22 protein-coding genes are annotated in these 25,098 nt (G+C 72.0%); 8 read left to right on the top strand and 14 right to left on the bottom strand.

The features are described from left to right. Positions 1–167 precede the first annotated feature (167 nt). The 3 genes from Sdi02f_RS16665 to Sdi02f_RS16655 all read left to right on the top strand — a co-directional run bounded on the left by Sdi02f_RS16665 (position 168) and on the right by Sdi02f_RS16655 (position 1,650). Positions 168–542 (top strand): BlaI/MecI/CopY family transcriptional regulator, encoded by a 375-nt coding sequence (locus Sdi02f_RS16665; RefSeq protein WP_030404799.1) that lies wholly within the window; start codon positions 168–170, stop codon positions 540–542. A gap of 10 nt (positions 543–552) precedes the next feature. Further along, entirely contained in the window at positions 553–1,062 is a 510-nt protein-coding gene (locus tag Sdi02f_RS16660) for an amino-acid N-acetyltransferase (protein ID WP_030404798.1), read from the top strand. A gap of 252 nt (positions 1,063–1,314) precedes the next feature. Further along, positions 1,315–1,650 (top strand): histone-like nucleoid-structuring protein Lsr2, encoded by a 336-nt coding sequence (locus tag Sdi02f_RS16655; protein ID WP_030404797.1) that lies wholly within the window; start codon positions 1,315–1,317, stop codon positions 1,648–1,650. Here Sdi02f_RS16655 and Sdi02f_RS16650 read toward each other — a convergent pair whose 3' ends face one another. After that, positions 1,651–2,523 (bottom strand): SCO3374 family protein, encoded by an 873-nt coding sequence (locus Sdi02f_RS16650; protein ID WP_245962209.1) that lies wholly within the window; start codon positions 2,521–2,523, stop codon positions 1,651–1,653. It abuts the gene before it with no gap. 441 nt (positions 2,524–2,964) lie between these two features. Here Sdi02f_RS16650 and Sdi02f_RS16640 point away from each other — a divergent pair, with 441 nt between their 5' ends. After that, positions 2,965–5,493: an ATP-dependent Clp protease ATP-binding subunit gene (locus Sdi02f_RS16640; protein ID WP_030404795.1), complete on the top strand. Its 2,529-nt coding sequence runs from the start codon at positions 2,965–2,967 to the stop codon at positions 5,491–5,493. Positions 5,494–5,562: 69 nt separating this feature from the next. Here Sdi02f_RS16640 and Sdi02f_RS16635 read toward each other — a convergent pair whose 3' ends face one another. Together Sdi02f_RS16635 and Sdi02f_RS16630 are read right to left on the bottom strand one after the other, a co-directional pair. Next, entirely contained in the window at positions 5,563–8,631 is a 3,069-nt protein-coding gene (locus Sdi02f_RS16635; protein WP_053639457.1) for an NACHT domain-containing protein, read from the bottom strand. Between the two features lie 59 nt (positions 8,632–8,690). Next, positions 8,691–9,374, bottom strand: a complete 684-nt coding sequence (locus Sdi02f_RS16630; RefSeq protein WP_053639456.1) for an HAD family acid phosphatase — start codon at positions 9,372–9,374, stop codon at positions 8,691–8,693. 556 nt (positions 9,375–9,930) lie between these two features. On the opposite strand from Sdi02f_RS16630, the gene Sdi02f_RS16625 reads away from it, so the two are divergent. After that, positions 9,931–10,587: a M23 family metallopeptidase gene (locus tag Sdi02f_RS16625; protein ID WP_108933576.1), complete on the top strand. Its 657-nt coding sequence runs from the start codon at positions 9,931–9,933 to the stop codon at positions 10,585–10,587. 9 nt (positions 10,588–10,596) lie between these two features. Here Sdi02f_RS16625 and Sdi02f_RS16620 read toward each other — a convergent pair whose 3' ends face one another. After that, positions 10,597–11,196, bottom strand: coding sequence for a TetR/AcrR family transcriptional regulator (locus Sdi02f_RS16620; RefSeq protein ID WP_030404791.1), 600 nt, complete (start codon positions 11,194–11,196; stop codon positions 10,597–10,599). Positions 11,197–11,342: 146 nt separating this feature from the next. On the opposite strand from Sdi02f_RS16620, the gene Sdi02f_RS16615 reads away from it, so the two are divergent. Next, entirely contained in the window at positions 11,343–12,941 is a 1,599-nt protein-coding gene (locus Sdi02f_RS16615; RefSeq protein ID WP_030404790.1) for an MDR family MFS transporter, read from the top strand. A gap of 424 nt (positions 12,942–13,365) precedes the next feature. On the opposite strand, the gene Sdi02f_RS16610 is transcribed toward Sdi02f_RS16615, so the two are convergent. Together Sdi02f_RS16610 and Sdi02f_RS16605 are read right to left on the bottom strand one after the other, a co-directional pair. Continuing rightward, positions 13,366–13,824, bottom strand: a complete 459-nt coding sequence (locus tag Sdi02f_RS16610) for a hypothetical protein (protein ID WP_030404789.1) — start codon at positions 13,822–13,824, stop codon at positions 13,366–13,368. A 32-nt stretch (positions 13,825–13,856) separates the two neighbouring features. Then, entirely contained in the window at positions 13,857–14,477 is a 621-nt protein-coding gene (locus tag Sdi02f_RS16605) for a LysE family translocator (RefSeq protein WP_078869679.1), read from the bottom strand. Between the two features lie 115 nt (positions 14,478–14,592). Between Sdi02f_RS16605 and Sdi02f_RS16600 the strand changes: the two genes are divergently transcribed. Beyond that, positions 14,593–15,045 (top strand): Lrp/AsnC family transcriptional regulator, encoded by a 453-nt coding sequence (locus Sdi02f_RS16600; RefSeq protein ID WP_108933575.1) that lies wholly within the window; start codon positions 14,593–14,595, stop codon positions 15,043–15,045. Between the two features lie 37 nt (positions 15,046–15,082). On the opposite strand, the gene Sdi02f_RS16595 is transcribed toward Sdi02f_RS16600, so the two are convergent. The 6 genes from Sdi02f_RS16595 to Sdi02f_RS16570 all read right to left on the bottom strand — a co-directional run bounded on the left by Sdi02f_RS16595 (position 15,083) and on the right by Sdi02f_RS16570 (position 20,876). Beyond that, positions 15,083–15,931, bottom strand: coding sequence for an aminoglycoside phosphotransferase family protein (locus Sdi02f_RS16595; RefSeq protein ID WP_108933756.1), 849 nt, complete (start codon positions 15,929–15,931; stop codon positions 15,083–15,085). 124 nt (positions 15,932–16,055) lie between these two features. Continuing rightward, the gene (cseC, locus tag Sdi02f_RS16590) at positions 16,056–17,600 is read right to left on the bottom strand and encodes a two-component system sensor histidine kinase CseC (RefSeq protein ID WP_055467827.1); all 1,545 of its coding nucleotides are present in this window, start codon (positions 17,598–17,600) and stop codon (positions 16,056–16,058) included. A 16-nt stretch (positions 17,601–17,616) separates the two neighbouring features. After that, entirely contained in the window at positions 17,617–18,321 is a 705-nt protein-coding gene (gene cseB / locus Sdi02f_RS16585; RefSeq protein WP_030404784.1) for a two-component system response regulator CseB, read from the bottom strand. Between the two features lie 127 nt (positions 18,322–18,448). Next, the gene (locus Sdi02f_RS16580; protein ID WP_174843359.1) at positions 18,449–19,123 is read right to left on the bottom strand and encodes a hypothetical protein; all 675 of its coding nucleotides are present in this window, start codon (positions 19,121–19,123) and stop codon (positions 18,449–18,451) included. Continuing rightward, positions 19,111–19,644, bottom strand: a complete 534-nt coding sequence (locus Sdi02f_RS16575) for a SigE family RNA polymerase sigma factor (protein ID WP_030404782.1) — start codon at positions 19,642–19,644, stop codon at positions 19,111–19,113. The genes Sdi02f_RS16580 and Sdi02f_RS16575 overlap by 13 nt, the downstream gene beginning before the upstream one ends. Positions 19,645–19,949: 305 nt before the next feature. Further along, positions 19,950–20,876 carry an iron-sulfur binding domain-containing protein gene (locus Sdi02f_RS16570; protein ID WP_030404781.1) on the bottom strand — a complete coding sequence of 309 codons (927 nt, stop codon included), beginning with the start codon at positions 20,874–20,876 and terminating at the stop codon, positions 19,950–19,952. Positions 20,877–21,035: 159 nt separating this feature from the next. Here Sdi02f_RS16570 and Sdi02f_RS35905 point away from each other — a divergent pair, with 159 nt between their 5' ends. Continuing rightward, positions 21,036–21,875: a hypothetical protein gene (locus Sdi02f_RS35905; RefSeq protein WP_031184649.1), complete on the top strand. Its 840-nt coding sequence runs from the start codon at positions 21,036–21,038 to the stop codon at positions 21,873–21,875. 18 nt (positions 21,876–21,893) lie between these two features. Here Sdi02f_RS35905 and disA read toward each other — a convergent pair whose 3' ends face one another. Both disA and radA read right to left on the bottom strand, forming a co-directional pair. Then, on the bottom strand, positions 21,894–23,018 hold the full coding sequence (gene disA, locus Sdi02f_RS16555; protein WP_030404779.1) for a DNA integrity scanning diadenylate cyclase DisA: 1,125 nt from the start codon (positions 23,016–23,018) through the stop codon (positions 21,894–21,896). 81 nt (positions 23,019–23,099) lie between these two features. Beyond that, positions 23,100–24,509 (bottom strand): DNA repair protein RadA, encoded by a 1,410-nt coding sequence (radA, locus tag Sdi02f_RS16550; RefSeq protein ID WP_030404778.1) that lies wholly within the window; start codon positions 24,507–24,509, stop codon positions 23,100–23,102. Between the last annotated feature and the right edge of the window lie 589 nt (positions 24,510–25,098).

The following is a 25,098-nucleotide window of genomic DNA, read 5'->3' as shown; positions in this document are numbered from 1 at the left end:
CGCTTCACCGCCCTCCCGCCGCCGCACCGACGGCGCGACGCGTACGGCTCCCGCCCCCCCCGCGGAGCCGTACGCCCCTTTTGCGCACGTCCGGCACGCGATCGTCCCGATCTCCCACTATCGTTCGAAGCGTGCCTCGCCCATTGGGAGAACTCGAAGACGCGGTCATGACGAGGGTGTGGAAGTGGAACCGCCCCGTGACCGTTCGAGAAGTCCTGGAAGACCTCCAACAGGAACGGTCCATCGCGTACACCACCGTGATGACCGTTTTGGACAATCTCCATCAGAAGGGCTGGGTGCGCCGCGAGTCCGAAGGCCGCGCCTATCGATATGAGGCGGTCTCCACTCGCGCCGCCTACGCCGCCGCCCTCATGAACGACGCCTGGTCCCAGAGCGACAACCCCGCCGCGGCCCTCGTCGCCTTCTTCGGCATGATGAGCGAGGAACAGCGCCAGGCCCTCCAGGACGCCATCCGCATCGTGCAGGGACCGGAAACGCCTGCCCCGGGACCCGGCGCCGTCCCCGACGGCGGCGAGCGATAGCGTCCCCCCCATGCCAAATGCCATCAGCGTCCGGCGGGCCCGCACCAGCGATGTCCCTGACGTACGCCGGCTGCTCGACGCGTACGTGCGTGACCGCATCCTGCTCGACAAAGCGATGGTGACGCTTTACGAGAGCATCCAGGAGTTCTGGGTCGCGGAACGGGACGACAACGCCGAGGTGGTCGGCTGCGGTGCCCTGCACGTGATGTGGGAAGACCTCGCGGAAGTGCGCACTCTCGCGGTGAAGCCCGGCCTCAAGGGCGCCGGCGTCGGTCACAAGCTGCTGGAGAAGTTGCTGGACACAGCGCGCTGGCTCGGTGTTCGCCGCGTTTTCTGTCTGACCTTCGAAGTGGACTTCTTCGGCAAGCACGGCTTCGTGGAGATCGGGGAGACGCCGGTCGACACCGATGTGTACGCGGAGCTGCTGCGTTCCTATGACGAGGGCGTTGCGGAGTTCCTGGGTCTCGAACGAGTGAAACCGAACACCTTGGGGAACAGCCGGATGCTTCTGCATCTGTGATCGCCGGGGGCGTACGCCTCCGCGATCCTTCGAGGTTTATTCCACCGACGCGCCCTTCGCGGGTTCCCTATGTCCGAAACGCGCATGTTTCCGGCCCGGAGTCGGGCTACCGGTCTCCGTCGAGGGTTTGTGTTTTTCCGGCAAAAGCGGTTTGCTTTCCGGCGTACTGCAGTACTGCATATAACAAGGGACGGCGATACGGCGGACGCCGACGGACCCCCGGCCCTCAAGTTATCGATGAAAGGAAATCCGGTGGCACAGAAGGTTCAGGTCCTTCTTGTCGATGACCTCGACGGCGGCGAGGCAGACGAGACCGTGACGTTCGCACTGGACGGCAAGACCTACGAGATCGATCTCACCACCGCCAACGCGGACAAGCTCCGTTCCCTTCTCGACCCGTACCTCAAGGGTGGCCGTCGTACCGGGGGCCGTGCCTCGGGCGGTCGCGGCAAGGCGCGCGCCGCTTCCGGCGGCAGCCAGGACACCGCGGCGATCCGCGCCTGGGCGAAGGAGAACGGCTGGGACGTCAACGACCGCGGTCGTGTCCCCGCGAAGGTCCGCGAGGCGTACGAGCAGGCCAACGGCTGATCACCCGACCCGCGCCACGGGCCGGACCCGTGGTGGGGCACCCGCGGTGAGCCGCACGCGGTGGCACTGCGTGGCCAGGGTGCGGACCAGCCGGGCGAGATCGAGGGCGGCTCCGGCCCGCCCGAGGGCCGACAGGGCGGGCAGCGAGGGTTCGACCTCGCGCCCCGGCTCCGGGGGCCGCAGCCATACGGCGGCCCCCCGCAGGCCGTCGCGGCCCGGGGGACGCGGCGGCAGGCCGTCCGGCCCGCAGCCCGCCGGGCCGTCCGGGGCGTCTCCGCCCGGGGCGACTCCGTTCGGACCGGGCGCCGGGGCAAGGGGCGCGACCACGAGGCCCCCCGCTCCGACCGCCGTCAGGTCGAGCGCCAGCGATCCCCAGTCGAGCCACTCCAGCAGCCCCGGCAGCTCCTCGGCGCCACCCGCCGCCACGAGGAGCAGCATCCGCTCCTCCCGGACGGCAACCGGAAACCCCGGCACCGGCGAGCACCTACCGGGCGCACCGGGCACACCGGGCGCTCCGGCCGCACCGAGCGCTCCGGGCACACCGGGCGCTCCCGCCGCTCCGAACGCCCCGGCCCGCCCGAGCCGCTCCAGCGTCGCGTACCCGGCCGCGGCCGGCACGTCGAGGACGTCGAAGCGGACGCCCGTGCGCAGCCGCACCGGCTCACCGGGCGCCGTCGGCCATCCGAGCGCGTTCTCGTACCACCACCGCGTCCGTTCCCGCTCCGGGCCCCTCCGCGCGTCGGGCCGGCGCGGGGCGGGCACGACGGGAGGCGCGGGGGCCGCAGCGGGGACAGGGGGTGCGGGGGCCGCAGCGGGGACAGGGGGTGCGGGAGACGCCGAAGCGACGGGAATCGAGTGCGAGGCGCCGACCATGCCAAGCGCAACAGTCGAAAGAGCGCTCGGGTTACGCTGGGTGGCGTCATGAATGCGCAGAGTGCTGATGCGGGGAGGCGACGGGGGGCGTGCGGGGGTGCGGGGAGGCACAAGGTTGTTCGCCCGTAGCGGAGGGAACCGGTGCGCGCGGCATGGAGTGTCCGTCCCCGCGGGTAAGACATCCCTAGTGGGAGGGGGCGACTTGCAGATCGGGCCGTCTCGCGTTCGCCATCGGCGTACTGGCGAGTGGGGTAAGTGCCTGGCCTGCGGGAACATCGTCTCGCACCATCGGGTTGTGGCAGATGTCGGCGTCAGGGGTCAGGAGGCCATCGACGGTGTCGGCAGTTGGAATGAGCGGTCCCCGCTTGCGGGACTAAGCTGCGGAAGGACAGGGAGGGGAAGTTCCCCCCACTGCCTGACCGCTCTGAGGAGCGATTAACGATGTTCGAGAGGTTCACCGACCGCGCGCGGCGGGTTGTCGTCCTGGCTCAGGAAGAAGCCCGGATGCTCAACCACAACTACATCGGCACCGAGCACATCCTCCTGGGCCTGATCCACGAGGGTGAGGGTGTCGCCGCCAAGGCCCTTGAGAGCCTCGGGATTTCGCTCGAGGCGGTCCGCCAGCAGGTGGAGGAGATCATCGGGCAGGGCCAGCAGGCCCCGTCGGGTCACATCCCCTTCACCCCCCGTGCCAAGAAGGTCCTGGAGCTGTCGCTCCGCGAGGCCCTCCAGCTGGGTCACAACTACATCGGCACGGAGCACATCCTGCTCGGCCTGATCCGCGAGGGCGAGGGCGTCGCCGCCCAGGTCCTCGTGAAGCTGGGCGCAGATCTCAACCGGGTGCGGCAGCAGGTCATCCAGCTGCTCTCCGGCTACCAGGGCAAGGAGACCGCCACCGCCGGCGGTCCTGCCGAGGGCACGCCCTCCACGTCCCTGGTCCTCGACCAGTTCGGCCGGAACCTCACCCAGGCCGCTCGCGAGTCCAAGCTCGACCCGGTGATCGGGCGCGAGAAGGAGATCGAGCGGGTCATGCAGGTGCTGTCCCGCCGCACCAAGAACAACCCGGTGCTGATCGGTGAGCCCGGCGTCGGCAAGACGGCCGTCGTCGAGGGCCTCGCGCAGGCCATCGTCAAGGGCGAGGTGCCCGAGACCCTCAAGGACAAGCACCTCTACACCCTGGACCTCGGCGCCCTGGTCGCCGGCTCCCGCTACCGCGGTGACTTCGAGGAGCGCCTGAAGAAGGTGCTCAAGGAGATCCGCACCCGCGGCGACATCATCCTGTTCATCGACGAGCTGCACACGCTGGTCGGTGCGGGTGCCGCCGAGGGCGCCATCGACGCCGCGAGCATCCTCAAGCCGATGCTGGCCCGCGGTGAGCTGCAGACCATCGGTGCGACCACGCTGGACGAGTACCGCAAGCACCTGGAGAAGGACGCCGCCCTCGAGCGCCGCTTCCAGCCGATCCAGGTCGCGGAGCCGTCGCTGCCGCACACGATCGAGATCCTCAAGGGTCTGCGCGACCGTTACGAGGCCCACCACCGCGTCTCCATCACCGACGAGGCCCTGGTCCAGGCGGCCACCCTCGCCGACCGCTACATCTCGGACCGCTTCCTGCCGGACAAGGCGATCGACCTGATCGACGAGGCCGGTTCCCGGATGCGCATCCGCCGGATGACCGCGCCGCCGGACCTGCGCGAGTTCGACGAGAAGATCGCCGGTGTCCGCCGCGACAAGGAGTCCGCGATCGACTCGCAGGACTTCGAGAAGGCCGCCTCCCTGCGCGACAAGGAGAAGCAGCTCCTGGCCGCCAAGGCCAAGCGGGAGAAGGAGTGGAAGGCCGGCGACATGGACGTCGTCGCCGAGGTCGACGGCGAGCTGATCGCCGAGGTCCTCGCCACGGCGACGGGCATCCCGGTCTTCAAGCTGACGGAGGAGGAGTCGTCCCGCCTGCTGCGCATGGAGGACGAGCTCCACAAGCGGGTCATCGGCCAGGTCGACGCCGTCAAGGCGCTGTCCAAGGCGATCCGCCGTACCCGTGCCGGTCTGAAGGACCCGAAGCGTCCCGGCGGCTCGTTCATCTTCGCCGGTCCGTCCGGTGTCGGTAAGACCGAGCTGTCCAAGGCGCTGGCGGAGTTCCTCTTCGGCGACGAGGACGCGCTGATCTCCCTCGACATGTCGGAGTTCAGCGAGAAGCACACGGTCTCGCGCCTCTTCGGTTCGCCCCCCGGTTACGTGGGCTACGAGGAGGGCGGCCAGCTCACGGAGAAGGTCCGCCGCAAGCCGTTCTCGGTCGTCCTCTTCGACGAGGTCGAGAAGGCCCACCCGGACATCTTCAACTCGCTGCTGCAGATCCTGGAGGACGGTCGCCTGACCGACTCCCAGGGCCGGGTCGTGGACTTCAAGAACACGGTCATCATCATGACGACCAACCTCGGCACCCGGGACATCTCCAAGGGCTTCAACCTCGGCTTCGCCGCCGCGGGCGACACGAAGACCAACTACGAGCGCATGAAGAACAAGGTCCAGGACGAGCTCAAGCAGCACTTCCGGCCCGAGTTCCTCAACCGTGTCGACGACGTGGTCGTCTTCCCGCAGCTCAGCCAGGACGACATCCTGAGGATCGTCGACCTGATGATCGACAAGGTGGACGAGCGCCTCAAGGACCGGGACATGGGCATCGAGCTCTCCCAGTCCGCCAAGGAGCTGCTGTCCAAGAAGGGCTACGACCCGGTGCTGGGCGCGCGTCCGCTGCGTCGCACGATCCAGCGCGAGGTCGAGGACACGCTGTCGGAGAAGATCCTCTTCGGCGAGCTGCGTCCCGGTCACATCGTGGTCGTGGACACCGAGGGCGAGGGCGACACGGCGACCTTCACCTTCCGGGGTGAGGAGAAGTCGGCCCTCCCCGACGTCCCGCCGATCGAGCAGGCGGCCGGGGGCGGCGCGGGTCCGAACCTGAGCAAGGAGGCGTAGCCCCCCCGGGGTGAGCCTGGCCAGGGGCCGGCCCGGAACTTCGGTTCCGGGCCGGCCCCTTGTGCCGTGTCAGCGCTGCTCCAGCGTCACGTCCGCGCCGGGGAAGAACGACTGGAAGTCGGAGACGGGGAACGAGTACCCGTGCCTGTTCCAGAGGGTCACCGTACTCAGCCCGGGAAGCCGGGCGGCCAGGGCGGCGAGGTGCTCGCTGCCCTCCATCGCGGGGACCGCGAGCGTGTGGACGCCGGGCAGTTCGGGCATGCGGCCGATGGAGGCCGGCAGGTCCCGAATGATCGCCGCGTTCAGGTACAGGTGGGTGAGGGCGGGCAGCGCGGCCACCTCCCGCCAGTCGGCCGCGGTGAGTTCCGTGGTCAGCGGCCCCAGACTGAGCGTGCTCAGCGTCTTCCAGTGCCCCAGCCCCCGCAGGCCGGTCGCGTCGGTGGAGTGGCGGCCCAGGAAGAGGAAGTCCAGCGGGGCCTCGGGCGGCAGCGTCCCGGTGAGATCGGCACCGGGCAGTTCCTGGTTCAGGGACAGCACGGTGAGGCGCGACAGGGACCGCAGACCGGTCAGGTCGGCGACGGGGTCGAGGACGAGTTCGGTGAGCGGCAGCGGCGACAGCCGCTCCAGGCCCCGGGCGTTCGGGGACGCGTGGTGCGACAGCCTGTTCAGCGAGGAGAATCCGAGGAGGGGGTCCACCTCCGCCAGGAGCGGATTGCCGCTGAGGTGGAGCGAGGTCACCGTCTCGGGCTGCGGAACGGAGGCCACGATGTCCTCGGGCCGGTGCGGTCCCGAGACGCGCAGCTCGGCCCAGGGCCCCATCCCGGCGAGGGCAGCGAGCTGGGCGGGCGACTCACAGTCCAGGAAGAGGTCCGTGCGGTCGAGGTGATCCAGGATCTCGGTCGCGTACGCCGCCGTGTCGAACCGGTGCCAGGTGCCCGCGAGCTGTCGGCGCACGTCGAGGTCCGGATGGTCCCGGAAACGGCGCAGCACGGCCATGGCGCCGTCGGGTTCCGCCCGCCCGACCACCGAGGCGGTGACGGTGACGCCGAGTGCCTCCTGGGCCGTCAGACCCTCGGGTCCCGGCAGCAGCTCCAGCACCAGTGGGCCGGCTGCCGCCAGGCCGCGCGCTGCTTCGGGCGTACGCGGCGGAATCAGCTCGGCGGCCTGTTCGCCCACCTCCGTGCGCACGGCCGGGTCCAGTGCCGTGGCGTGTTCCAGACAGGCCAGGGCCAGCAACGTGACCCGGGGGGAGCCGAAGGAGAGCAGTTGCCTCAGCATCCAGACGCGTTCGCGGGGCCGGGCGTGCGCAACGGCCATGCGGATGACGTCCTCCCAGCGGCTGTCGTCCGCATGGCCGATGAGGACGTCCAGGTGGCCTTCCTCCACGGCGTACCGGGCCGCCAGGTAGTCCTGGAACGTGCGGTGGACGAAGTCCACGACGTCCTCGGCCGGCCGGCGCAGCACTCCGCTGCGCAGCAGCAGGGCCTGCAGCACCGCCTGGGCGTCGTCCCGTCCCACGGCCGGTGCGAGCGCGGGCAGCGCCCGCTCCACGATCCGCTCGGCCGCCTCCAGGGCCATCTCGGTGCGGTCGCTCAGCACCATCGCGTAGGCGATGCGCTTGAGCAGCTCCAGTTGGGTCTCCTCGTCCATCTGCGGGCCCTCGACGGCCCCCATGCCCCGCTCCCGGTCCCGGCGGGCGAGCAGCATGGTGAGGGCGGCGTCGTACAACTCCTTGCGTCCGGTGGGCAGGTAGCCGCGGCGCTCGCGGTGGAGGGCGCAGACCAGTCCGCACATCAGGGGGTTGGTGACGAGGCGGGACAGGTCACGTTTGGTGCGCAGGGAGTCGAGCAGCCGTCCCTCGTACTCCGCGGCGCACGCGGCCTGGTGCCAGCGGTGGACGAAGGTGGCGACCTCCGGCCGGTCCATGGCAGCGAGGGAGAGTTCCCAGAACCCTTCCCGGGACAGCCAGTCGGCGCGTACGGCGGTGGGGCGGGTGGTCAGCAGCCAGCGGTTGTCGGGGTAGGCGTGGATGAGGGCGCTCAGCCACTCACGGGTGGCGTGGCGGTCGGCCGACGGAATCTCGTCGAGCCCGTCGACGAGGACCAGGGCACGCCCCGCCGTCAGTACGCGTTCCGCCCAGCCCTCCGGCGGAGGCAGCGGGCAGCCGGTTGCGCTGAGAAAGCCTGCGGGAGACGGCAGTTGACCCGTCCGGATCAGCGTACGCAGGGGGAGGACGTACGGGATGCGGGTGCCTTCCCGGGCCGCCGTCACCGCCAGCCACTGGACGAGCGTCGTCTTGCCGGACCCGGCGTCGCCGCGCAGCAGCACCCGCGGTTCGCTGTCCAGCGTTTCGTCGGCGGGCAGCCGTCGGGCACGGGCCGGGGCGTCCTCGTCGGGCCCGGTGTCCCGGTGGGGTTCTCCGTCGGCGGTCGCCTCCAGCGTCAGGTAGGCGACCTCCAGCGGCCACCGGTCCGGCGCGTCGCGCAGGTCGATGCCGTAGATGGTGAGGTGGTTGTGGCGGTCGGCGACGTACGACCGGTACCGGCGTTCGAACGCCGTGTCGCGGGCGTCCGGGCGGGGGACGCGGGTGATCAGCTCGTCGACCTTCGCGATCAGCTCGGCCTGGCCGCGGGTCTGGGCCACCAGCGTGCGGGCGACGAACGTGGAGCGCCGGGTGAAGAACTCCAGGACGTGCAGGCAGGCCCACTCGGTCGCGGAGTCGAGGAAGTGGCCCGCGTCGGCGGACAGACCGGCGCCCGCCCCGGCGCCGGACGCCTGCCGCCGCAGCCGGGCGGCCAGTTCGCGGTGGCCGAGGCGCACCGCCTGGACGTCGTCCATGTCCAGGTCGCCGAGGGCGAGCAGCCGCGCGGCGAGGGCGTCGGCGACGGCCGTCTCCTCGTCGCGCGGGAAGGGCGTCTCGCCCCGGGAGTCCAGCGAGGCCCCGACCAGGTGCCCGGCGAGCTTGCGCACCTCCGCCGCACCGAGGCGGCGCTGCTCGCCCCGGAAGGACACCAGGCGGGCGAGGCGGACGGGCCGGTCGACCAGTCCGGCGCCCGGCCCGTCCGCCACGAACAGCTTCTTCACCAGCGGGGCGACCGCGCTGGACGCCAACTTCCCGCCGAGTACCGCCGGTTCCATGCCCCACCCCCGTGGTCGGTCGTCGTCCCGGGAGCCTATCCGGCGTCAGGCCACCGCCGTCACGACAACTGGCCGTCGTAGTCGGGGAGCTTGAAGGTCCGCTCGGCGTGGCCGCCCGACAGGTCGGTGGCGCTGTTGCCGATGTTCGCGATGATCGTGTAGCCCTTCGACTCGATCTTCGCGCGCTGTTCCGTCTTGTACACGGCGACGTCCTTGAACAGGTCGAGGAACCCGCGGACGTACAGCCCCGACGACGCGTACCCGGCGTGGGCGAGGTTCCACTCGGTGGGCGCTCCCACGATGCCGGGGCGGGCGGTCACGAAGAAGAGGGCGACGCCGTGCTTCTGGGCGTACGCGGCGACGTCCAGGACGGGCCGGTTGGCGGGCTGGGGGTAGCTGAAGCCGAAGTCGGTCTCCAGGGAGGTGTTGTCGATGTCGAGGACGATCGCCTGCTTCTCACCGGGGGCGGAGCCGGCGATCCGCTCCTTGACGTACGGCAGGGCCGCGTCCATCACCGCCCGGCAGTCCCGCTGCCAGGTGTCGTAGTCGACGCCGGCGGCTGCCGCGGCGGGAGCGGTCGTACGGGGTGCCGGGGCGGCAGCGGCCGTACGGGGCGCCTGGGCGGGGGCGGCGACGGACGGCGTGACCGTCGCGGTGAGCGCCGCCGCGACGACGGCGGCCGTGCCCGCGGCACGCCACCCGGTGGGCCGGGTGGGCCTGGTCTGTGCGGTCTGGTCGGTCATGGGGGGCGGGGTCCTCTCATGCCTGCGCGGATGCCTGACGGCAAAGTTGTCGCGTGCATGCTCGCCCCAGCAAGTGGCCGGACGGCAACGATTGGGTTACTGGGCAGTAGTCGCCGTACGGCCTCCGCCGGGGGGGCGGATTCTGTGACGCCGGTCATGCTCCAGGTCCCGGTGAACGGCCTTGCGGGAGGAGCGGACTAGCCGGAGGGGGAGTAGCCCGGGTCACATTCGAGGCCCCTTCGATCATGGTCGCCGGTGATGTGCCGCACAGGCCCATGGGCCGGTACTACAGGGAATAGTGGAAGCCGCAAGAACTACGAAAACGGGCATACCGGGATGCCGGACGGGGTGATTCGCGGGGTTCTGACCTGCTTCTGTCCGTAATGACGGCTCTGGCATGGCTCAGGAAGTTTCGGCATCAAGTACTAAATGGGGTCGTAGGTCACACCTTTGTGCGGTTCGGGGTCCCCGGGTTACCAAGGTTGAGCCCGCCCGGTGAGCGCCTGGTGCGTCCCGCCGGTGGGCATTCCTCTGCACCCGTCCCCATGAGGTTCGAATGTTCCCGCGTGTCACGTCCCGTTCTTCCCGTACGACCATCCGCACCCGCGCCGCGGTGATGGCCGCCGGCCTCGGAGCCTCGGTCGCACTGGGAGCCGGGGTCGCGGCCGCCACTGGCACCACGGCGGCCTCCACCACCACCACCGCCGCGAGCGCCGTGCAGGCCCAGGCCGCGGCGCAGGCCAAGGCGGCGAAAGCCGAGAGCGCCGCGAAGACGGCCGCCACCAAGAAGGCCGCCACCTGGGTCGACCCGGTCAAGAAGTACACGCTGAGCGCCAGCTTCGCCCAGAACGGCGGCATGTGGGCGCACAAGCACAGCGGCCAGGACTTCGCCGTGCCGATCGGCACCAACGTCGTCGCCACCCACGGCGGCACCGTCGTCAAGGCCGGCGGCAACGGCGCCGGTGACGGCCCGGCCTACGGCAACGCGATCGTCATCAAGCACGGCAACGGCACGTACTCCCAGTACGCGCACCTGTCCAAGATCAACGTGAAGATAGGCCAGGTCGTGAAGACCGGCCAGTCGATCGCCAAGTCCGGCAACACCGGCAACTCCAGCGGTCCGCACCTGCACTTCGAGATCCGGACGACCCCGAACTACGGCTCCGCCGTCGACCCGGTCGCCTTCCTGAAGTCCAAGGGTGTGACCGTCTGACCGGCAGGGTCACGCGCCCGCGGCTCCCCGGTGGGCCTGGGTGATCAGATCGGTGGCGACCTCGAGAACGGCAGCACGCTGTTCCTCGGGGTCGCCTTCGAGGTCCCGCAGCACGAACATCCCGGCGTGCAGCGTGAACAGCGCGCTGACGCAGCGGACCTGGTCGACCAGGTCCGCGTCGGGGTCCATGAGGATGTCGCGCAGGCCGAACATCCGGGTCTTGAACAGCTCGCCGATGCGCAGGTCCCGCACCGTCGCCTGGTTCTCCTGCATGAAGCGGAACAGCGGCGCCGCGCCGGCCAGCGCCTCGCTGTAGCGGCGGATGATCTCCTGCTTCGTCTCCAGGGTGTGCGGCTGCTCCCGCCCCCAGTCGACCAGCTCCTCCAGCGGCCGGGAGAGATCCTCGAAGATGCTGACGAGGATCTCTTCCTTGGTCTTGAAGTGGTAGTAGAGCGCGGCCTTGGTGACGTCCAGACGCTCGGCGATCTCGCGCAGGGAGGTCTTCTCGTACCCCTGCTCCGCGAAGAGGCCGAGTGCCACGTCCTGGATGCGCTGGCGGGTGTCCCCGCGGCGTCGCTGCTGCTTGGTGCCGTTCATCGTGCCGCCCATCCTCCTACGCACCTCCTGCCCCGCGCACTTTCCGAAAAACTTACTTGACGCCCGGCTAGTTACGCGCTTACCTTCCCCAGTGTAGGCAACTTGCCGGTCGGCAAGTAAGGGTAAGAGGCACAGCAGTAGCTGGGGGAGTAGGGGACATGGCGGAGAAGACGGAGGCGGCGACCGGCGACGCCGGTGCCGGCAAACAGCCGAGGAGCGTGCGGGTCGTCCTGCTCGCCCTCATGATCGCGATGATGCTCGCGATGCTCGACAACATGATCATCGGCACCGCCATGCCGACGATCGTGGGCGAACTGGGCGGCCTGGAGCACCTCTCCTGGGTCGTCACCGCCTACACGCTGGCCACCGCGGCCGCCACCCCGCTGTGGGGCAAGCTCGGCGACATGTACGGGCGCAAGGGCTCGTTCATGACGTCGATCGTGATCTTCCTGATCGGCTCGGCACTCAGCGGCATGGCCCAGGACATGGGCCAGCTCATCGGCTTCCGCGCGATCCAGGGCCTGGGCGCCGGCGGTCTGATGGTCGGCGTCATGGCGATCATCGGCGACCTGATACCGCCCCGCGAGCGCGGCAAGTACCAGGGCATGATCGCGGGCGTCATGGCGCTCGCGATGATCGGCGGACCGCTGGTCGGCGGCACCATCACCGACCACTGGGGCTGGCGCTGGTCCTTCTACATCAACCTGCCGCTCGGCGCGATCGCGCTGGTCGCCATCAGTGCCGTACTGCACCTGCCGAAGAAGCGCAGCCAGGCCCGGATCGACTACCTCGGTGCCGCGCTGCTGACCGTCGGCATCACCGCCGTCGTGCTCGTCACCACCTGGGGCGGCACCGAGTACGCCTGGACCTCCGCGCGGATCATGGAGCTGATCGGCATCGGCGTCGCCGCGCTGGTCGGGTTCGTGTTCTGGCAGACGAAGGCCGCCGAGCCGATCCTGCCGCTGCGCATCTTCCGCAGCCGCAACTTCACGCTGATGTCGGTCATCGGCTTCATCGTCGGCTTCGTCATGTTCGGCGCCACGCTCTTCCTGCCGCTGTACCAGCAGTCGGTGCAGGGCGCGTCCGCCACCAACTCCGGGCTGCTGCTCCTGCCGATGCTGGGCGCGATGCTCGTCACGTCGATGGTGGCGGGGCGGATCACCACCAGCACCGGCCGGTACAAGATCTTCCCGGTGGCGGGCGGCGCGCTGATGACGGTCGGCCTGTTCCTGCTGTCGACCATGGACACCGACACCACCCGCTTCACCTCCGGCCTGTACATGGCCGTGGTCGGTCTCGGCATGGGCTGCCTGATGCAGATCACCATGCTGGTGGCGCAGAACAGCGTGGAGATGAAGGACATGGGCGTCGCGTCCTCGTCCACCACCCTGTTCCGTACGCTCGGCTCCTCCTTCGGCGTGGCGATCATGGGCGCCCTGTTCAACCACCGCGTCCAGGACACGATGGCCGAGCGGGCCCCCGCCTCGGGCGCCAAGGCGACGGAGCAGTCGGCGACGCTGACCGCCGACGCGTTGAAGGCCCTGCCCACGGCGATCCGCGAGGCCTACCAGCACGCGGTGTCCGCCGGCACCCACGGAGCGTTCCTGCTCGGCTCCGTGGTGGCCGTGCTCGCCCTGGTCGCGGCGGTCTTCGTCAAGGAGGTCCCGCTCAAGGGCGCGGGCCCGAAGGCGTCCGAGGCCCCGTCCGACGGCGGCAACGACCCCGCGGAGGCGAAGGCGGTGCCCGAGACGGTCTGACCCGCCGTTCCGTCCCGCACCAGGCCCCCGGGTGGCTCCGTCCGCCCGGGGGCCTCGTCGTGCGCCCCACGGTGCGGAGGGGGCCGGTCGCTCAGGGGCTCGGTGGCGGATCCGCCTTGCCGACGCACTCGAACCCCCACCGTCCTGCCCCGCCCGTCCGCGTACGGCGTGACGGCCCACCGGTCGGTGACGGCCGCGACGACCACGAGTCCCCGCCCGCCCTCGCCCAGCGCGTCGGCAGCCGCCGGAACCGGCAGTTCAGGGCAGCCGTCGTCGACGGCGTCGGGGCCGGCCAGAACCGCCCGCCCGGCTCCCTCCCCGTCCCCGTCCGGGACAGCAAGAACCCGGCCGGTCCGGTCGTGACCGCGTGGGCGCCGGTGCCTGGCGGTCCTGCGTCGGCGCCCCTGCGGCAACCGCCGGCCCGCTACGGCTCACCCCGCTCGGCCTGCCTGGCGAGGAACTCCTCGAACGCCGCCCGCTGCTTCGGATCCATGAAGCCCTGGCGGGCATCGCGGGCCTTTTCCTCCAGCCAGTGCGCCTCGGCCGGGTCGAGCAGCTCCGCGACCACCACGCCGTCGCGGGCCACCGCCGTACGGCCGCCGACGCGGCGCCGGAAGAGCGTGAACGGGCCGAACTCCTCGGGGTGAGCCAGTTCGGGCTCCTCCACCGCGCCCCTGGCTCCCGGCGCGTAGGCGGTGGGAGCCCAGTGCTCCCAGAGCGCCAGCGTCGCCGCGGGCACCAGCACGCCGTGCAGAAGGGGCCGGTCCCCTTCCCGTACGACCGTGACCGTGACGGGCCCGCCGACCGCCTCCGCCAGGCCGAGCACCCGCTCCACCTCGTCGTTGACCGGGTGGTCGACCTCTGCTTCGATCCGTATCCCCATGGCGGCCCAGGCTACGGACGTGCCCCGCGGCGCTAGCCGACCAGTCGCTCCGCCAGCAGCAGGGCGCCGACGACGATCATCGCGGCGCCGGAGACGCGGGTGACCGCCGTGGCGACGGACGGGCGGGTGCCCAGCACCCGGCGTGCGGTGGTGCCGACGCCCGTGTAGACCACGGCGCAGTTGGCCGTGTGCACCAGGCCCAGCGCGACGATCTGCGCGGCGAAGGGCCAGTCGGAGTCCCGGGCGGCGAACTGGGGCAGGAGGGCGAGGAACAGCAGCAGCGCCTTGGGATTGAGACCGCTGATGCCCGCACCCCGGGCCGCACGGCCCACCCACGAGTCGGCGCCCTCATCCCCGCCCCCGGCTCCGGCCCGGGGTACGGCGGGGCGGGCCAGGGTCGTGGCGCCGAGCCAGAGCAGGTACGCCGCTCCGGCGGCCGTCAGGGCGGTCAGCACCGTGGGCGAACCGGCGACCGCGGTCGCCAGGCCCGCGGCGACCACGGCGGTCAGCAGGACGTATCCGCTCAGCATCCCGCCGACCGCGGGCAGCACCGACCGGTGGCGCAGCCCCGCCGTGATCGCGTAGGCCCAGTCCGCTCCCGGGACGAGCACGAGCAGGAAGGACACCGCCCAGAACGCCCCGACGCCGGCCATCTCCATGTCTTCACCTCAGACTTCTTCTGACTCCCAGGGAAGATTAGGGAAGAACGCCCGAAAGGTGCTTCCAAGCTTTCCCCGTCCACTCCCGGGGCGTGGAAGAATTTCCCCCGTGGATGACGTGGACCGGCAGATTCTTGCGGAGCTGCAGAAGGACGGCCGGCTGACCCTGACCGAGCTCGCCGAGCGGGTCCGGCTCAGTGTCTCCCCCTGCCACCGGCGCCTGCGCGCCCTGGAACGCTCGGGCGCGATCACCGGCTACCACGCGACACTGAACGCCCCCGCGCTCGGCCTGGGATTCGAGGCGCTGGTCTTCGTCACCATGCGCTACGAGGACCGGCAGACCGTCGCCGCCTTCGAGGAGGCCGTCGCCGGGATCTCCCACGTCGTGCAGGCGCAGCGGCTGTTCGGCGACCCCGACTACCTGCTGCGCGTCGTCACCCGGGACCTGGAGGCGTACCGCCGTCTCTACGACGACCGCCTCGCCTCCCTCCCGGGCGTCCAGCGGCTCAGCTCCACCCTCGTCATGGCGAACCTGGTCGAGGCCCGCCCGCTGCCGCTCTAGAGGTGTTGTTCGGAGAGGCTCCTCCGTCGTCGTGCGGTCATGTGGCTGCGGACCATCCGCCGAGTGCGTCGCGGACCCGGCGAAGCCCCTCCGCCCTCCAGTGGTCCCGGTCCGGCATCCGGTCGTCGCGGCGCCAGCGCCAGGCGGAGAACAACGCCCAGTTCAGGGCGCGGCACCGGCGGACCAGATCCTGGTCCGCCCCCGCGTAGTGCCGTGCCACCTCCTCGGGGGCGTGGGCGAGGTCGAACTCGACCGGTCCGCGGCAGCAGGTGGCGAGGTCCACGAAGAGCGGTCCCCTCCTTGTGTGGAGGAGGTTGCCCGGATGCGGCTCGCCGTGCAGCAACTGCTCGCCGGTCCGGCCGGTGCCGAGCGCGGCGCCCAGGCCGCGGAGGGTGTCGCGGAGAAAGTCCCGGTCGGTGTCGGGCAGGTCCGGGGAGCGCCGTCGGTCACTCACCTCGCGCAGCGCCGCGGCCACCCGGTCGGTGACGTGCGGCGCGGCTGCCAGCTCGGTCCGGCGCAGGGCGGCGTGGTGGCGCCGGAACGCGTCAGCGTAGGCGGCCGGCGCGACCGGCGAGGCCAGCGGCTCGTAGTAGGTCCACAGGGAGACGGCGAAGCCGTCGCGCACGTGGACCCGCGGGGCGACCCGCGGATCGAGCTCCGCCACCGGGGCGCCGGCGTCGGTGAGCCGGCGGGCGACCTCCATCTCGAACTCGGATTCGGCCAGCTGACCCACGGGCGCCACCCGGGCCAGCACGTCGCACGGCAGTAGGCGCAGCGCGACCCGGTCCGAGTCGTGGACGACGGTCACGTCGTCGGCTCCGAGACCCAGCTCCGCGGCGGTCGCCCGGCCCGCCTCGATCGCGCGGCGGAGGTGTGCGGGCTCCATGTCGTCGTCCCCTCGCATGGCCGGTGCGTCGCTCCGGACCCGGCGGCGAGCATCCCACGGCGGGACCCGCGGGGCCTCCGGTTTTCCGGGCCGCCGTCCGGCGGTCCGGCCCCGGTGCCGGACGTCAGCGCTTCGAGGACGCCTCCCGGGACGGCGACGCCGCGCCGCCCGAGCGGTCCGGCAGCATCGGATAGCTCCCCGTGTTCGTCGGCGCGTGCTCCGGGAGCCACAGGACGGCGACCGCGCCCTCGGCCGGTATGTGGGCGGGGGCGCCCGCCGGGCGGACGTTGCGGAAGGTGAGGCGGGCGCCCAGGACCCGGGCCTGACCCGCCGCGATGGTCAGGCCGAGGCCGTGTCCGTGGCCGGCCCGGTCGGTGCTGCCGGTGCGGAACCGGCTCGGGCCCTCGGCCAGCAGGTCCTCGGGGAAGCCCGGCCCGTGGTCGCGGACCCGGATCACCCGGCCCTCGACGCTGACCTCGACCGGCGCGCGTCCGTGCCGGGCGGCGTTGGCGAGCAGGTTGAACAGCACGCGCTCCAGCCGGCGCGGGTCGGTGGTGACCTCCGACTCGTGGATCACCCGCACCTCGACGGCCGGGTCCTTGGCGGCGACCCGCCGGGAGACGAAGTCGCCCAGCATGATGTCCTGCAGCTCGGCCCGCTCCGAGGCCCCGTCGAGCCGGGCCACCTCCAGGACGTCCTCGACGAGCGTGCGCATCGCCTTCGCCCGGTCGAGGACCAGCTCGGTCGGCCGTCCCGGCGGCAGCAGCTCGGCGGCGGTCAGGAGGCCGGTCACCGGGGTGCGCAGCTCGTGCGCGATGTCCGCGGTGACGCGGCGCTCGGCCTCGATCCGCTGCTGCAGGGCGTCCGCCATCGCGTCCACGGCACGCGCGACGTCGTCCGTCTCGTCCCGCACGACACCGCCGATGGCGTCCCGCACCCGGACGTCCGCCTCGCCGCCCGCGACCCGGTTCGCGGCGGCGGCGGCCTTGCGCAGCCGCCGCGAGAGCTGGCCGCCGATGAGCACCCCGAGCGCACTGCCGCCCAGCACCACCGCGATCGAGCCGATCACCAGGGCCTGGTCCAGGTCTTTGAGGATGTCGGCGCTGCGGTCGGTGAAACCGGAGTGCAGCGACATCACGTGCCCGTCCTTGAGCGGCACGGCAGCCCAGATGTGCGTCACGCCGTTCGGCTGTTCGGAGACGAACGTGGCCCGGCGCCCCGCCTCGACCTTGCGGCGCAGCTCCGGCGGCAGCCGGGGGTCGTCGATCTGGGCGTTGGGGAAGTTCTGCCGGCCGGACAGCTCGTAGTTGCGCTGGGCGATCAGGACGCGGTCGTCGGCGAGGTCACGGGCGTTGTCGAGCATGGAGACCCGGGCGGCGTTGTGCACGACCAGGCTCAGCGCGACCGCCACCAGCGCGCCGACCAGCGCGATGGCCGCGCTCAGCTTCCAGCGCAGCCCGGTGCGGAGGCCGCGGGCACCCCACAGGCGGGCCAGCAGGCGGGCACCGAGAGCCCGCGCGCCGCGTGTCCCGGCGGCGGGACCGTGCGGGCCGAGCCCGTCCGCGTCGATGCCCCCCGCGTGCAGGACGCGCGCACGCCCGCCCGGCCCCGTGGGCTCGTACGGCCGCCCCGAGGGCGAGGCGGTCCGGTGTCGGAAGAACCCCCGCATATCCCTGTGTCCCCGCTCAGGCCTTCAACTTGTAGCCGAAGCCGCGGACCGTCTCGATCCGGTCCTGGCCGATCTTGGTGCGCAGTCGCTGCACATGGACGTCGACGACCCGGGTGTCACCGCCCCAGCCGTAGTCCCACACGCGCTCCAGCAGCTTGTCGCGCGAGAGCACGGTGCCCGGCGCCGAGGAGAACTCCAGCAGCAGCCGCATCTCGGTCGGGGTGAGCGCCACCGGCCGACCGGCCCGGCGCACCTCCATCCCGTCGGTGTCCACCTCCAGGTCGCCGAAGGTGAGCACGCCCCCGGTCTCCGCGGCGTCGGCCGCATCCCCCCGGCCGCCGCCCCCGGCGTGCCCGAAACGGCGCAGCACCGCCCGGATCCGGGCGACCAGCACGGCGCCGTCGAACGGCTTGGTCACGTAGTCGTCGGCGCCCGCCTCCAGGCCGAGCACCACGTCGATGGAGTCCGCCCGCGCCGACAGCATGATCACCGGCACCGTGGACTCGTCCCGGATGCGGCGGCACAGGCTGACGCCGTCGAGGCCGGGGAGCATGACGTCGAGGAGGGCGATGTCGGGGCGGTCGGCCCGGAACGAGTCCAGGCCCGAGAGCCCGTCGGGCATCGCGGTGACCGCGAAGCCGTCCCGCTCCAGGGCGAGCTGGGTGGCCTCGCGGATGACGTCGTCGTCCTCGACGAACAGGACGTGGGTCTGGTCTGCCATCCCGGTGCTCTCAGTCCTCAGGGTGTGGTCGGGTCGGACGGGGTGCCGGACCGCCCGTGCACCACGTTCACTCGGTCATCGGTGCGAGCGGCCCGGCCGGTTCACGCCGGCCGGCGCGACGGCCGGGTCAGCCGTCCGGCTCGGGGGCCGGGGTGGGCGCGTTCCCCGCCGCCTTGCTGTAGTCGTTGTGCGTGCGGTACTCCTCGGCGAACCGGTTCGACGACCAGCGGTACGTGGTCACGCTCTCGCCGGACGGGCTCGAGACCGGGTCCCCCTTGTCGTACACCTGCTTGGTCACCACCAGGTCGCCGCGGTCGATCTCCGCATAGACCGGGGGCGCCTCCGCCTTGAACACATTCTGGTACCCGCCGTCCTTCTCGCGGTACACGTAACTGCCCACCCCCACCGCGTCACCGCACGTCAGCACGTTGACGACGACGTCGTCCGCCGAGCCGCCGGTCAGCTTGCCGTAGGAGACGTCGAGGGGGTACTCGTCGGCGACGCACGGCTTCAGGCTCCGCTTGACCTCCGGGGACACCTTGGGGTCGGCCTTGACGAGCCGTACCGCGTCCACGCGGTCGGGAACCTTCGAGGGCACGTCCTTCGCCGCGGGCTCGGGGGAGGAGGCGGGGCCGCCCACCGCGTCCGCGTGGGCCGGGCCCTCGTCGCGGGCGCCGGTGCCGCCGGTCCCGCAGCCGGAGAGGGAAACGCCGAGGGCGACGAACACGGCCACCGCCGTACTCGCCGCCTGCGTGGTTCTCCGGGTCTCCCCGGGAGTCCGACCGTCGGTCAGGCCGCGCAACGCTCCTGCTCCTCACGCTCCAGCGCCCGTGCGTCCAGATCGCGGGCGACCAGCTCCTCGCGGAGCCGGGCGAGCGCCCGGTGCAGCGTGCTCTTGACCGTTCCCGCCGACATGCCGAGGGCGGCGGCGGTCTCCTCCGTCGACATCTGCTCCCAGTGTCGCAGCACCACGACGCTGCGCTGCTTCGGGGCGAGCACCTTCAGGACGTCCATCAGCAGGGCGCGGTCCGCGTGCTGCTCGGTGGCGTCGTCCATGGGGGACTCCGGGAGCTGCTCGGTCGGCACCTCCTCGAGCTTGCGCGCCCGCCACCACTCGGTCCGGGTGTTGATCATCACCCGGCGCAGGTAGGCGTCGGCGAGCCGCTTGTCCTCGATGGTCTCCCAGCGCCCGTACGTCCGCGCCAGCGCGGTCTGCAGCAGGTCCTGGGCGTCGACGGGGTCGGGGACCAGGCGCCGGGCGCTGCGCAGCAGCGCGTCCTGCCGGGTGCGGACGTACTCCTCGAACTCGAGCACCTCGCCCATGTCAACCGCCTTCCGATCCCCGTATGCCGGCGGTGGTCATCCGCCGGCCCACTGATTGTGGTCCCTGGTCGTCCATGCCCCCCTGGGCACGCAAACGAAGGTAGGGAAGCGTTGTCACGGCGCTGTGCGAAGCAGCCTGCGGCAAACCCTCGGCTGTCCGTCGGTTGTGTAACGGAAGCAGGAAACGGGTAGGGCGACAGCCCACTTGGTGGCGACATCGGGTGATTTGCCCGATGGTGGAGCTGTCACGGGGACGGCGGCCGAGCTGTCACGGAGATGTCCGCCGCCCCTCGGCCGCCGGTACGTCAGCTCAGCGGCAGCCGGTACAGCCCGTCGGCCAGGGGTTCCACCAGGCCGTCGGCCACCAGGCCGTCCAGGGCGCGGGCGCGCTGGACCGGCTCCTGCCACACCTGGTCGAGGGCGGCCTGCGGCACGGGCCCGGTCGCCTCCCGCAACACCGCGAGCAGCCGCCCGCGCACCTGCCGGTCGGTGCCCGCGTACGTCTGTCCGCGCCGCGGCGGCCCGTCGTGCGCGGGCTTGCCGGCCAGCCGCCAGGCGCACCGGGAGGCGATCGGGCAGCGGTGGCACGACTCGTTCTTCGCCGTGCAGACCAGGGCGCCCAGCTCCATCGAGGCCGCGGCCCAGCGGGCGGCGCGCGCCTCCTCGTCGGGCAGCAGCGCCCGGGCGAGCTTCCGCTCGGCGGCGGTGGTGGCGTTCGGCGGGTACTGCACGCCGGTGACCGCGCGGGCGAAGACCCGGCGGACGTTGGTGTCCAGTACGGGGTGCCGCTGGCCGTAGGCGAAGGAGGCGACCGCGGCGGCCGTGTACTCGCCGATGCCGGGCAGCGCCAGCAGCTGGGCGTGGTCGGCCGGTACGTCGCCGCCGTGCCGTTCCGTTATGGCCGCGGCGGCGCCGTGCAGGCGCAGGGCGCGGCGCGGGTAGCCGAGCCGGCCCCAGGCGCGGACGGCCTCGCCGGGGGCCTCCTTGGCGAGGTCGGCGGGGCGCGGCCAGCGGGCGAGCCACTGCTCGTACACGGGCTGGACGCGGCTGACCGGGGTCTGCTGGAGCATGAACTCGCTGACCATCACGCCCCAGGCACCGGCCTCGGGGCGCCGCCACGGCAGATCGCGGGCGTGCTCGTCGAACCAGTCGATGACGGGGGCGTGCAGCGGCACACCGGACGCGGCGGGGTCGGAGGGTCCGCCTGGCGAGGGCTTCGTGGGCGCAGTCATGGCCCTCCGATCCTGCCACGGGAGGGCCTCCGCACGGGAACACCGCCACCCGGTGGCGGCCGGGGGACCGGGGCTGCCGGAATGATGATCCGTAAAAGTTGCGAGCCCGAACGGCGGGTGGGACAAGGGAACGCGCCGATCTCTCGTACAGTTTGGGCCGTGGGATCACTGCGCAATCCGGTCGGGCCGCTTCCCTCCTCCATCTACTGGCGACGGAGGGCCGTACTGCTGTCTCTTTTCGCCCTGTTGGCGCTATTGATCACCTGGATCGTGGTCTCCGGCGGCGGGGACGGCGGCAACGGCCGCGAGAGCGGGGCCGACGGCAAGAACCCGGCACCTTCCATCACCCCGGGCCCCTCGGGATCCGGGCCGGCGATCAGCCAGGCCCCGGGCGGGCGCGACGAGTCGGGGGGCGGGGACTCCAACGGCTCGGGATCCGGGGCGGGTTCCGGCGGCGGTGACGGATCGGGCGCCGGGGCCGGTTCCGGCGGCGGGCAGTCCGGCGGCGACGGATCGGACGCGTCGTCCGGCGGCGCGGGCGGCGGCGCGGTGACGGGCGTCGGCGCGGGCGACGCGCTGCCCGCCGGATCGTCCCTGCCCAACTGCGCGCCCGGCGCGGTGAAGTTGAGCCTGCGCAGTGTCCGCAACAGCTACACGCCCGGCCAGACCCCCGCCTTCGAACTGACCGCGCGGAACACCTCCGGCAGCGACTGCAAGGTCGACCTCGGCCCGGAACACGCGGTCTTCACGATCACCCCGGCCGACGCCGACGACGCCTACTGGGCCTCGGACGACTGCGTCAAGGGCGCGGGCAGCCTGCGCTACCGGGTGGCCGCGGGCAGCGGCATCACCTACACCGTGAAGTGGGACCGCAGGCCGAGCGCCCCCGAGTGCGGCACGCCCCCGGCGGGTTCGGCCAAGGCGGGCACCTACCTGGTGGAGGCCAAGGCGGCCGGGTTCGAGAAGGTGCAGACGTCGTTCGTCCTCACCAGCGACTGACCGCGGACGCCCGGGCGTTCAGACGTAACGCTCCAGGATCGACGACTCCGCCAGCCGCGACAGTCCCTCGCGCACGCTGCGGGCCCGCGCCTCGCCGACGCCGTCCACCGTCTGGAGGTCGTCGACGCTGGCGGCGAGGAGCTTCTGCAGGCCGCCGAAGTGCTCCACCAGCCGGTCGATGATCGCGCCCGGCAGCCGCGGCACCTTGGCCAGCAGCCGGAACCCGCGCGGCGACACCGCGGAGTCCAGCGTCTCGGGCGACCCGGTGTACCCCAACGCCCGTGCCACCGTGGACAGTTCCAGCAGCTCGGCATGGCTGAGCTTGTCCAGCTCCGCGAGCGCCTCGTCGACCGTGCGCGACCGCTTCGCGGTCGGCTCGGGCACGTAGTCCCGCACGACCAGCTCGCGCTCCGGCTCCACCCCGGCGATCAGCTCGTCCAACTGCAGGGCGAGCAGCCGCCCGTCGGTCCCCAGCTCCACCACGTACTCGGCGATCTCGGTGGCGATCCGGCGCACCATCTCCAGGCGCTGCGCGACCGCCGAGACGTCCCGCACCGTCACCAGGTCCTCGATCTCCAGCGCAGACAGCGTGCCCGCGACCTCGTCGAGGCGCAGCTTGTAGCGCTCCAGGGTCGCCAGCGCCTGATTGGCCCGGGACAGGATCGCGGCCGAGTCCTCCAGCACCCTGCGCTGCCCGTCCACGTACAGGGCGATCAGCCGCATCGACTGCGACACCGACACGACGGGGAACCCGACCTGCTTGCTGACCCGGTCCGCCGTCCGGTGCCGGGTGCCGGTCTCCTCCGTCGGAATGGTCGGATCCGGGAGGAGCTGCACCCCCGCCCGCAGGATCTTCGACAGGTCCGAGGAGAGCACGATGCCGCCGTCCAGCTTGCACAGCTCGCGCAGCCGGGTCGCGGTGAACTCGACGTCCAGGACGAAACCGCCCGTGCACATCTGCTCGACGGTCTTGTCGGAACCCAGCACGATCAGACCGCCGGTGTTGCCGCGCAGGACCCGCTCCAGGCCGTCGCGCAGGGACGTGCCGGGCGCCACGGCGCTCAGTGAGGCGCGCATCAGGCCATCGGCACCGGCACTCCCACCGGACTTTCCGGGAGCTGCTGCCCGGTCGTTGGCTGCCACTGCACTCCTCCGGTCGCAGGTTCTTCTGGCGCTCCCGTGTCGCACATTCGGCCGTACGGACGGGCGAGACCAGGGCAAAGTCTACCGGCGGTCCCCCTCCTCCCGTGGGGCCTCTCGGCGACGCGAGCGCGGAAGCACCCGCAGGGCGTCCCCCATGTCCGCGACTTCCAGCACCTTCATGCCGTCGGGCACCCGGCCCGGATCGGCCGGTACCAGCGCATGCGTGAAGCCCAGCCGGTGCGCCTCGGAAAGCCTGCGCTGCACGCCCGTGACCCGTCTCACCTCCCCGGCGAGACCGACCTCGCCGATCGCGACGAGGTTCTTGGGCAGCGGAGTGTCACTGGCCGCGCTCGCCAGCGCCAGCGCCACGGCGAGGTCGGCGGCGGGCTCGGAGAGCTTCACACCCCCCACCGTCGCGCTGTAGATGTCCCTCTTGCCCAGCGCGCTGATGCGCCCGCGCTGCTCCAGCACGGCCAGCATCATCGACACCCGCGAGGTCTCCAGCCCCGAGGTCGTACGCCGCGGCGACGGAATCTGCGAGTCGACGGTCAGCGCCTGCACCTCGGCGACCAGCGGCCGGCGCCCCTCCAGGGTGACGGTCAGACAGGTGCCGGGCACCGGCTCGGCCCGCCGCGTGAGGAACAGCCCACTGGGGTCGGCGAGCCCCGTGATCCCCTCGTCGTGCAGCTCGAAGCAGCCGACCTCGTCGGTCGTCCCGTACCGGTTCTTGACGCCCCGCACCAGCCGCAGCCGCGCATGCCGGTCGCCCTCGAAATGCAGCACGACGTCCACGAGGTGCTCCAGCAGCCGCGGCCCCGCGATGGCCCCGTCCTTGGTGACGTGGCCCACCAGCAGCGTGGACATGCCGCGCTCCTTGGATGCGCGGATCAGCGCGCCGGCCACCTCCCGCACCTGCGCCATGCCGCCCGGGGCGCCGTCGATCTCGGGCGAGGCGACGGTCTGCACGGAGTCCAGGATCAGCAGCGAGGGCTTCACGGCGTCCAGGTGCCCGAGCACCGCGGCGAGATCGGTCTCGGCGGCGAGATACAGGTGATCGTCGATGGCGTGGATCCGGTCGGCCCGCAGCCGCACCTGGCTGGCCGACTCCTCACCGGTGACGTACAGCGTCCGGTGCTCGTCGCTCGCGGACTTGGCCGCCACGTCCAGCAGCAGCGTGGACTTCCCGACACCCGGCTCGCCCGCGACGAGCACCACGGCACCGGGCACCAGGCCGCCGCCGAGCACCCGGTCCAGCTCGGGCACGCCGGTGGAGCGGGCGGTCGCCTGACGGCCGTCGACCTGGCCGATCGGCACGGCGGAGGTGGTCACGCGCCCCGGCGCGGTCGTACGCACGGCGGGCACGCCGTACTCCTCGACCGTGCCCCATGCCTGGCATTCGGGGCAGCGGCCGAGCCACTTGGCCGTCTGCCAGCCGCACTCGGTGCAGCGGTAGGACGGCCGTTCCTTGGCGGACTTCGTACGGGCAGCCATGCACGAACGGTAACCGCCCCCACTGACAGCGGACCCGGGGGCGGGGTGCGTGGTCCGGCGTTGACGGTGCCCCGGGGTGTGTGCGGGTGCGGGGTCGGGTCGCGAGCCCGGCGTAGCGGGGTGCCGCTGCGCCCACCCGTGCCGCCTGGGGGTATCTCCCAGGCCGTTCAGGCACTGGGGGAGGCACGACTGCCCGCAGCTGGGGGCGTGGCGACTGCCCGCAGCTGGTGGAGGGCGACGCGGCGGGGCAGCCGCGTACGGCGAGAAGGGGACGTGTCGGGGGGTGTCCGCCCGCAGCGGTTGGCGCGTCAACGCCGCAAAGATCTGTGGCCGACCGATTCCGCGCCGTTCCGAGGACGGACACCCCCCGGCGCGGCCCCGACCCACAACGCACCGCACCGCGCACCGCGCACCCCCACCGAACCCGCACAGGCGCCGCAGGCAAACGCACCCCACCCACAACGCACCGCGAGAACGCTCACCCCACCCACCCCCACAGGCGCCGCAGGCACCCGCGCCCCACACCCCGAACGGACGACGACAACCCCGCCCCGGCCACGGAAGGGCGGCTTCCTGTCCCCTTATGAGG

The organism is Streptomyces ardesiacus, assembly GCF_003112575.1.
GTDB lineage: Bacteria > Actinomycetota > Actinomycetes > Streptomycetales > Streptomycetaceae > Streptomyces > Streptomyces ardesiacus.
The sequence above is the reverse complement of the archived record's forward strand: the minus strand, read 5'-3'. Positions and strand labels throughout refer to the sequence as shown.

What these genes read in the sequence shown, in the direction of transcription:
- Sdi02f_RS16625 (WP_108933576.1), top strand. Translation starts at nt 9,931, where the DNA reads ATGTTCCCGCGTGTCACGTCCCGTTCTTCCCGTACGACCATCCGCACC.
- Sdi02f_RS16610 (WP_030404789.1), bottom strand. Translation starts at nt 13,824, where the DNA reads ATGGGGATACGGATCGAAGCAGAGGTCGACCACCCGGTCAACGACGAG.
- Sdi02f_RS16635 (WP_053639457.1), bottom strand. Translation starts at nt 8,631, where the DNA reads ATGGAACCGGCGGTACTCGGCGGGAAGTTGGCGTCCAGCGCGGTCGCC.
- Sdi02f_RS16615 (WP_030404790.1), top strand. Translation starts at nt 11,343, where the DNA reads ATGGCGGAGAAGACGGAGGCGGCGACCGGCGACGCCGGTGCCGGCAAA.
- Sdi02f_RS16620 (WP_030404791.1), bottom strand. Translation starts at nt 11,196, where the DNA reads ATGGGCGGCACGATGAACGGCACCAAGCAGCAGCGACGCCGCGGGGAC.
- Sdi02f_RS16605 (WP_078869679.1), bottom strand. Translation starts at nt 14,477, where the DNA reads ATGGCCGGCGTCGGGGCGTTCTGGGCGGTGTCCTTCCTGCTCGTGCTC.
- Sdi02f_RS16595 (WP_108933756.1), bottom strand. Translation starts at nt 15,931, where the DNA reads ATGGAGCCCGCACACCTCCGCCGCGCGATCGAGGCGGGCCGGGCGACC.
- cseC (WP_055467827.1), bottom strand. Translation starts at nt 17,600, where the DNA reads ATGCGGGGGTTCTTCCGACACCGGACCGCCTCGCCCTCGGGGCGGCCG.
- Sdi02f_RS16630 (WP_053639456.1), bottom strand. Translation starts at nt 9,374, where the DNA reads ATGACCGACCAGACCGCACAGACCAGGCCCACCCGGCCCACCGGGTGG.
- Sdi02f_RS16570 (WP_030404781.1), bottom strand. Translation starts at nt 20,876, where the DNA reads ATGACTGCGCCCACGAAGCCCTCGCCAGGCGGACCCTCCGACCCCGCC.
- Sdi02f_RS16660 (WP_030404798.1), top strand. Translation starts at nt 553, where the DNA reads ATGCCAAATGCCATCAGCGTCCGGCGGGCCCGCACCAGCGATGTCCCT.
- Sdi02f_RS16650 (WP_245962209.1), bottom strand. Translation starts at nt 2,523, where the DNA reads ATGGTCGGCGCCTCGCACTCGATTCCCGTCGCTTCGGCGTCTCCCGCA.
- radA (WP_030404778.1), bottom strand. Translation starts at nt 24,509, where the DNA reads ATGGCTGCCCGTACGAAGTCCGCCAAGGAACGGCCGTCCTACCGCTGC.
- cseB (WP_030404784.1), bottom strand. Translation starts at nt 18,321, where the DNA reads ATGGCAGACCAGACCCACGTCCTGTTCGTCGAGGACGACGACGTCATC.
- Sdi02f_RS16640 (WP_030404795.1), top strand. Translation starts at nt 2,965, where the DNA reads ATGTTCGAGAGGTTCACCGACCGCGCGCGGCGGGTTGTCGTCCTGGCT.
- Sdi02f_RS16665 (WP_030404799.1), top strand. Translation starts at nt 168, where the DNA reads ATGACGAGGGTGTGGAAGTGGAACCGCCCCGTGACCGTTCGAGAAGTC.
- Sdi02f_RS16575 (WP_030404782.1), bottom strand. Translation starts at nt 19,644, where the DNA reads ATGGGCGAGGTGCTCGAGTTCGAGGAGTACGTCCGCACCCGGCAGGAC.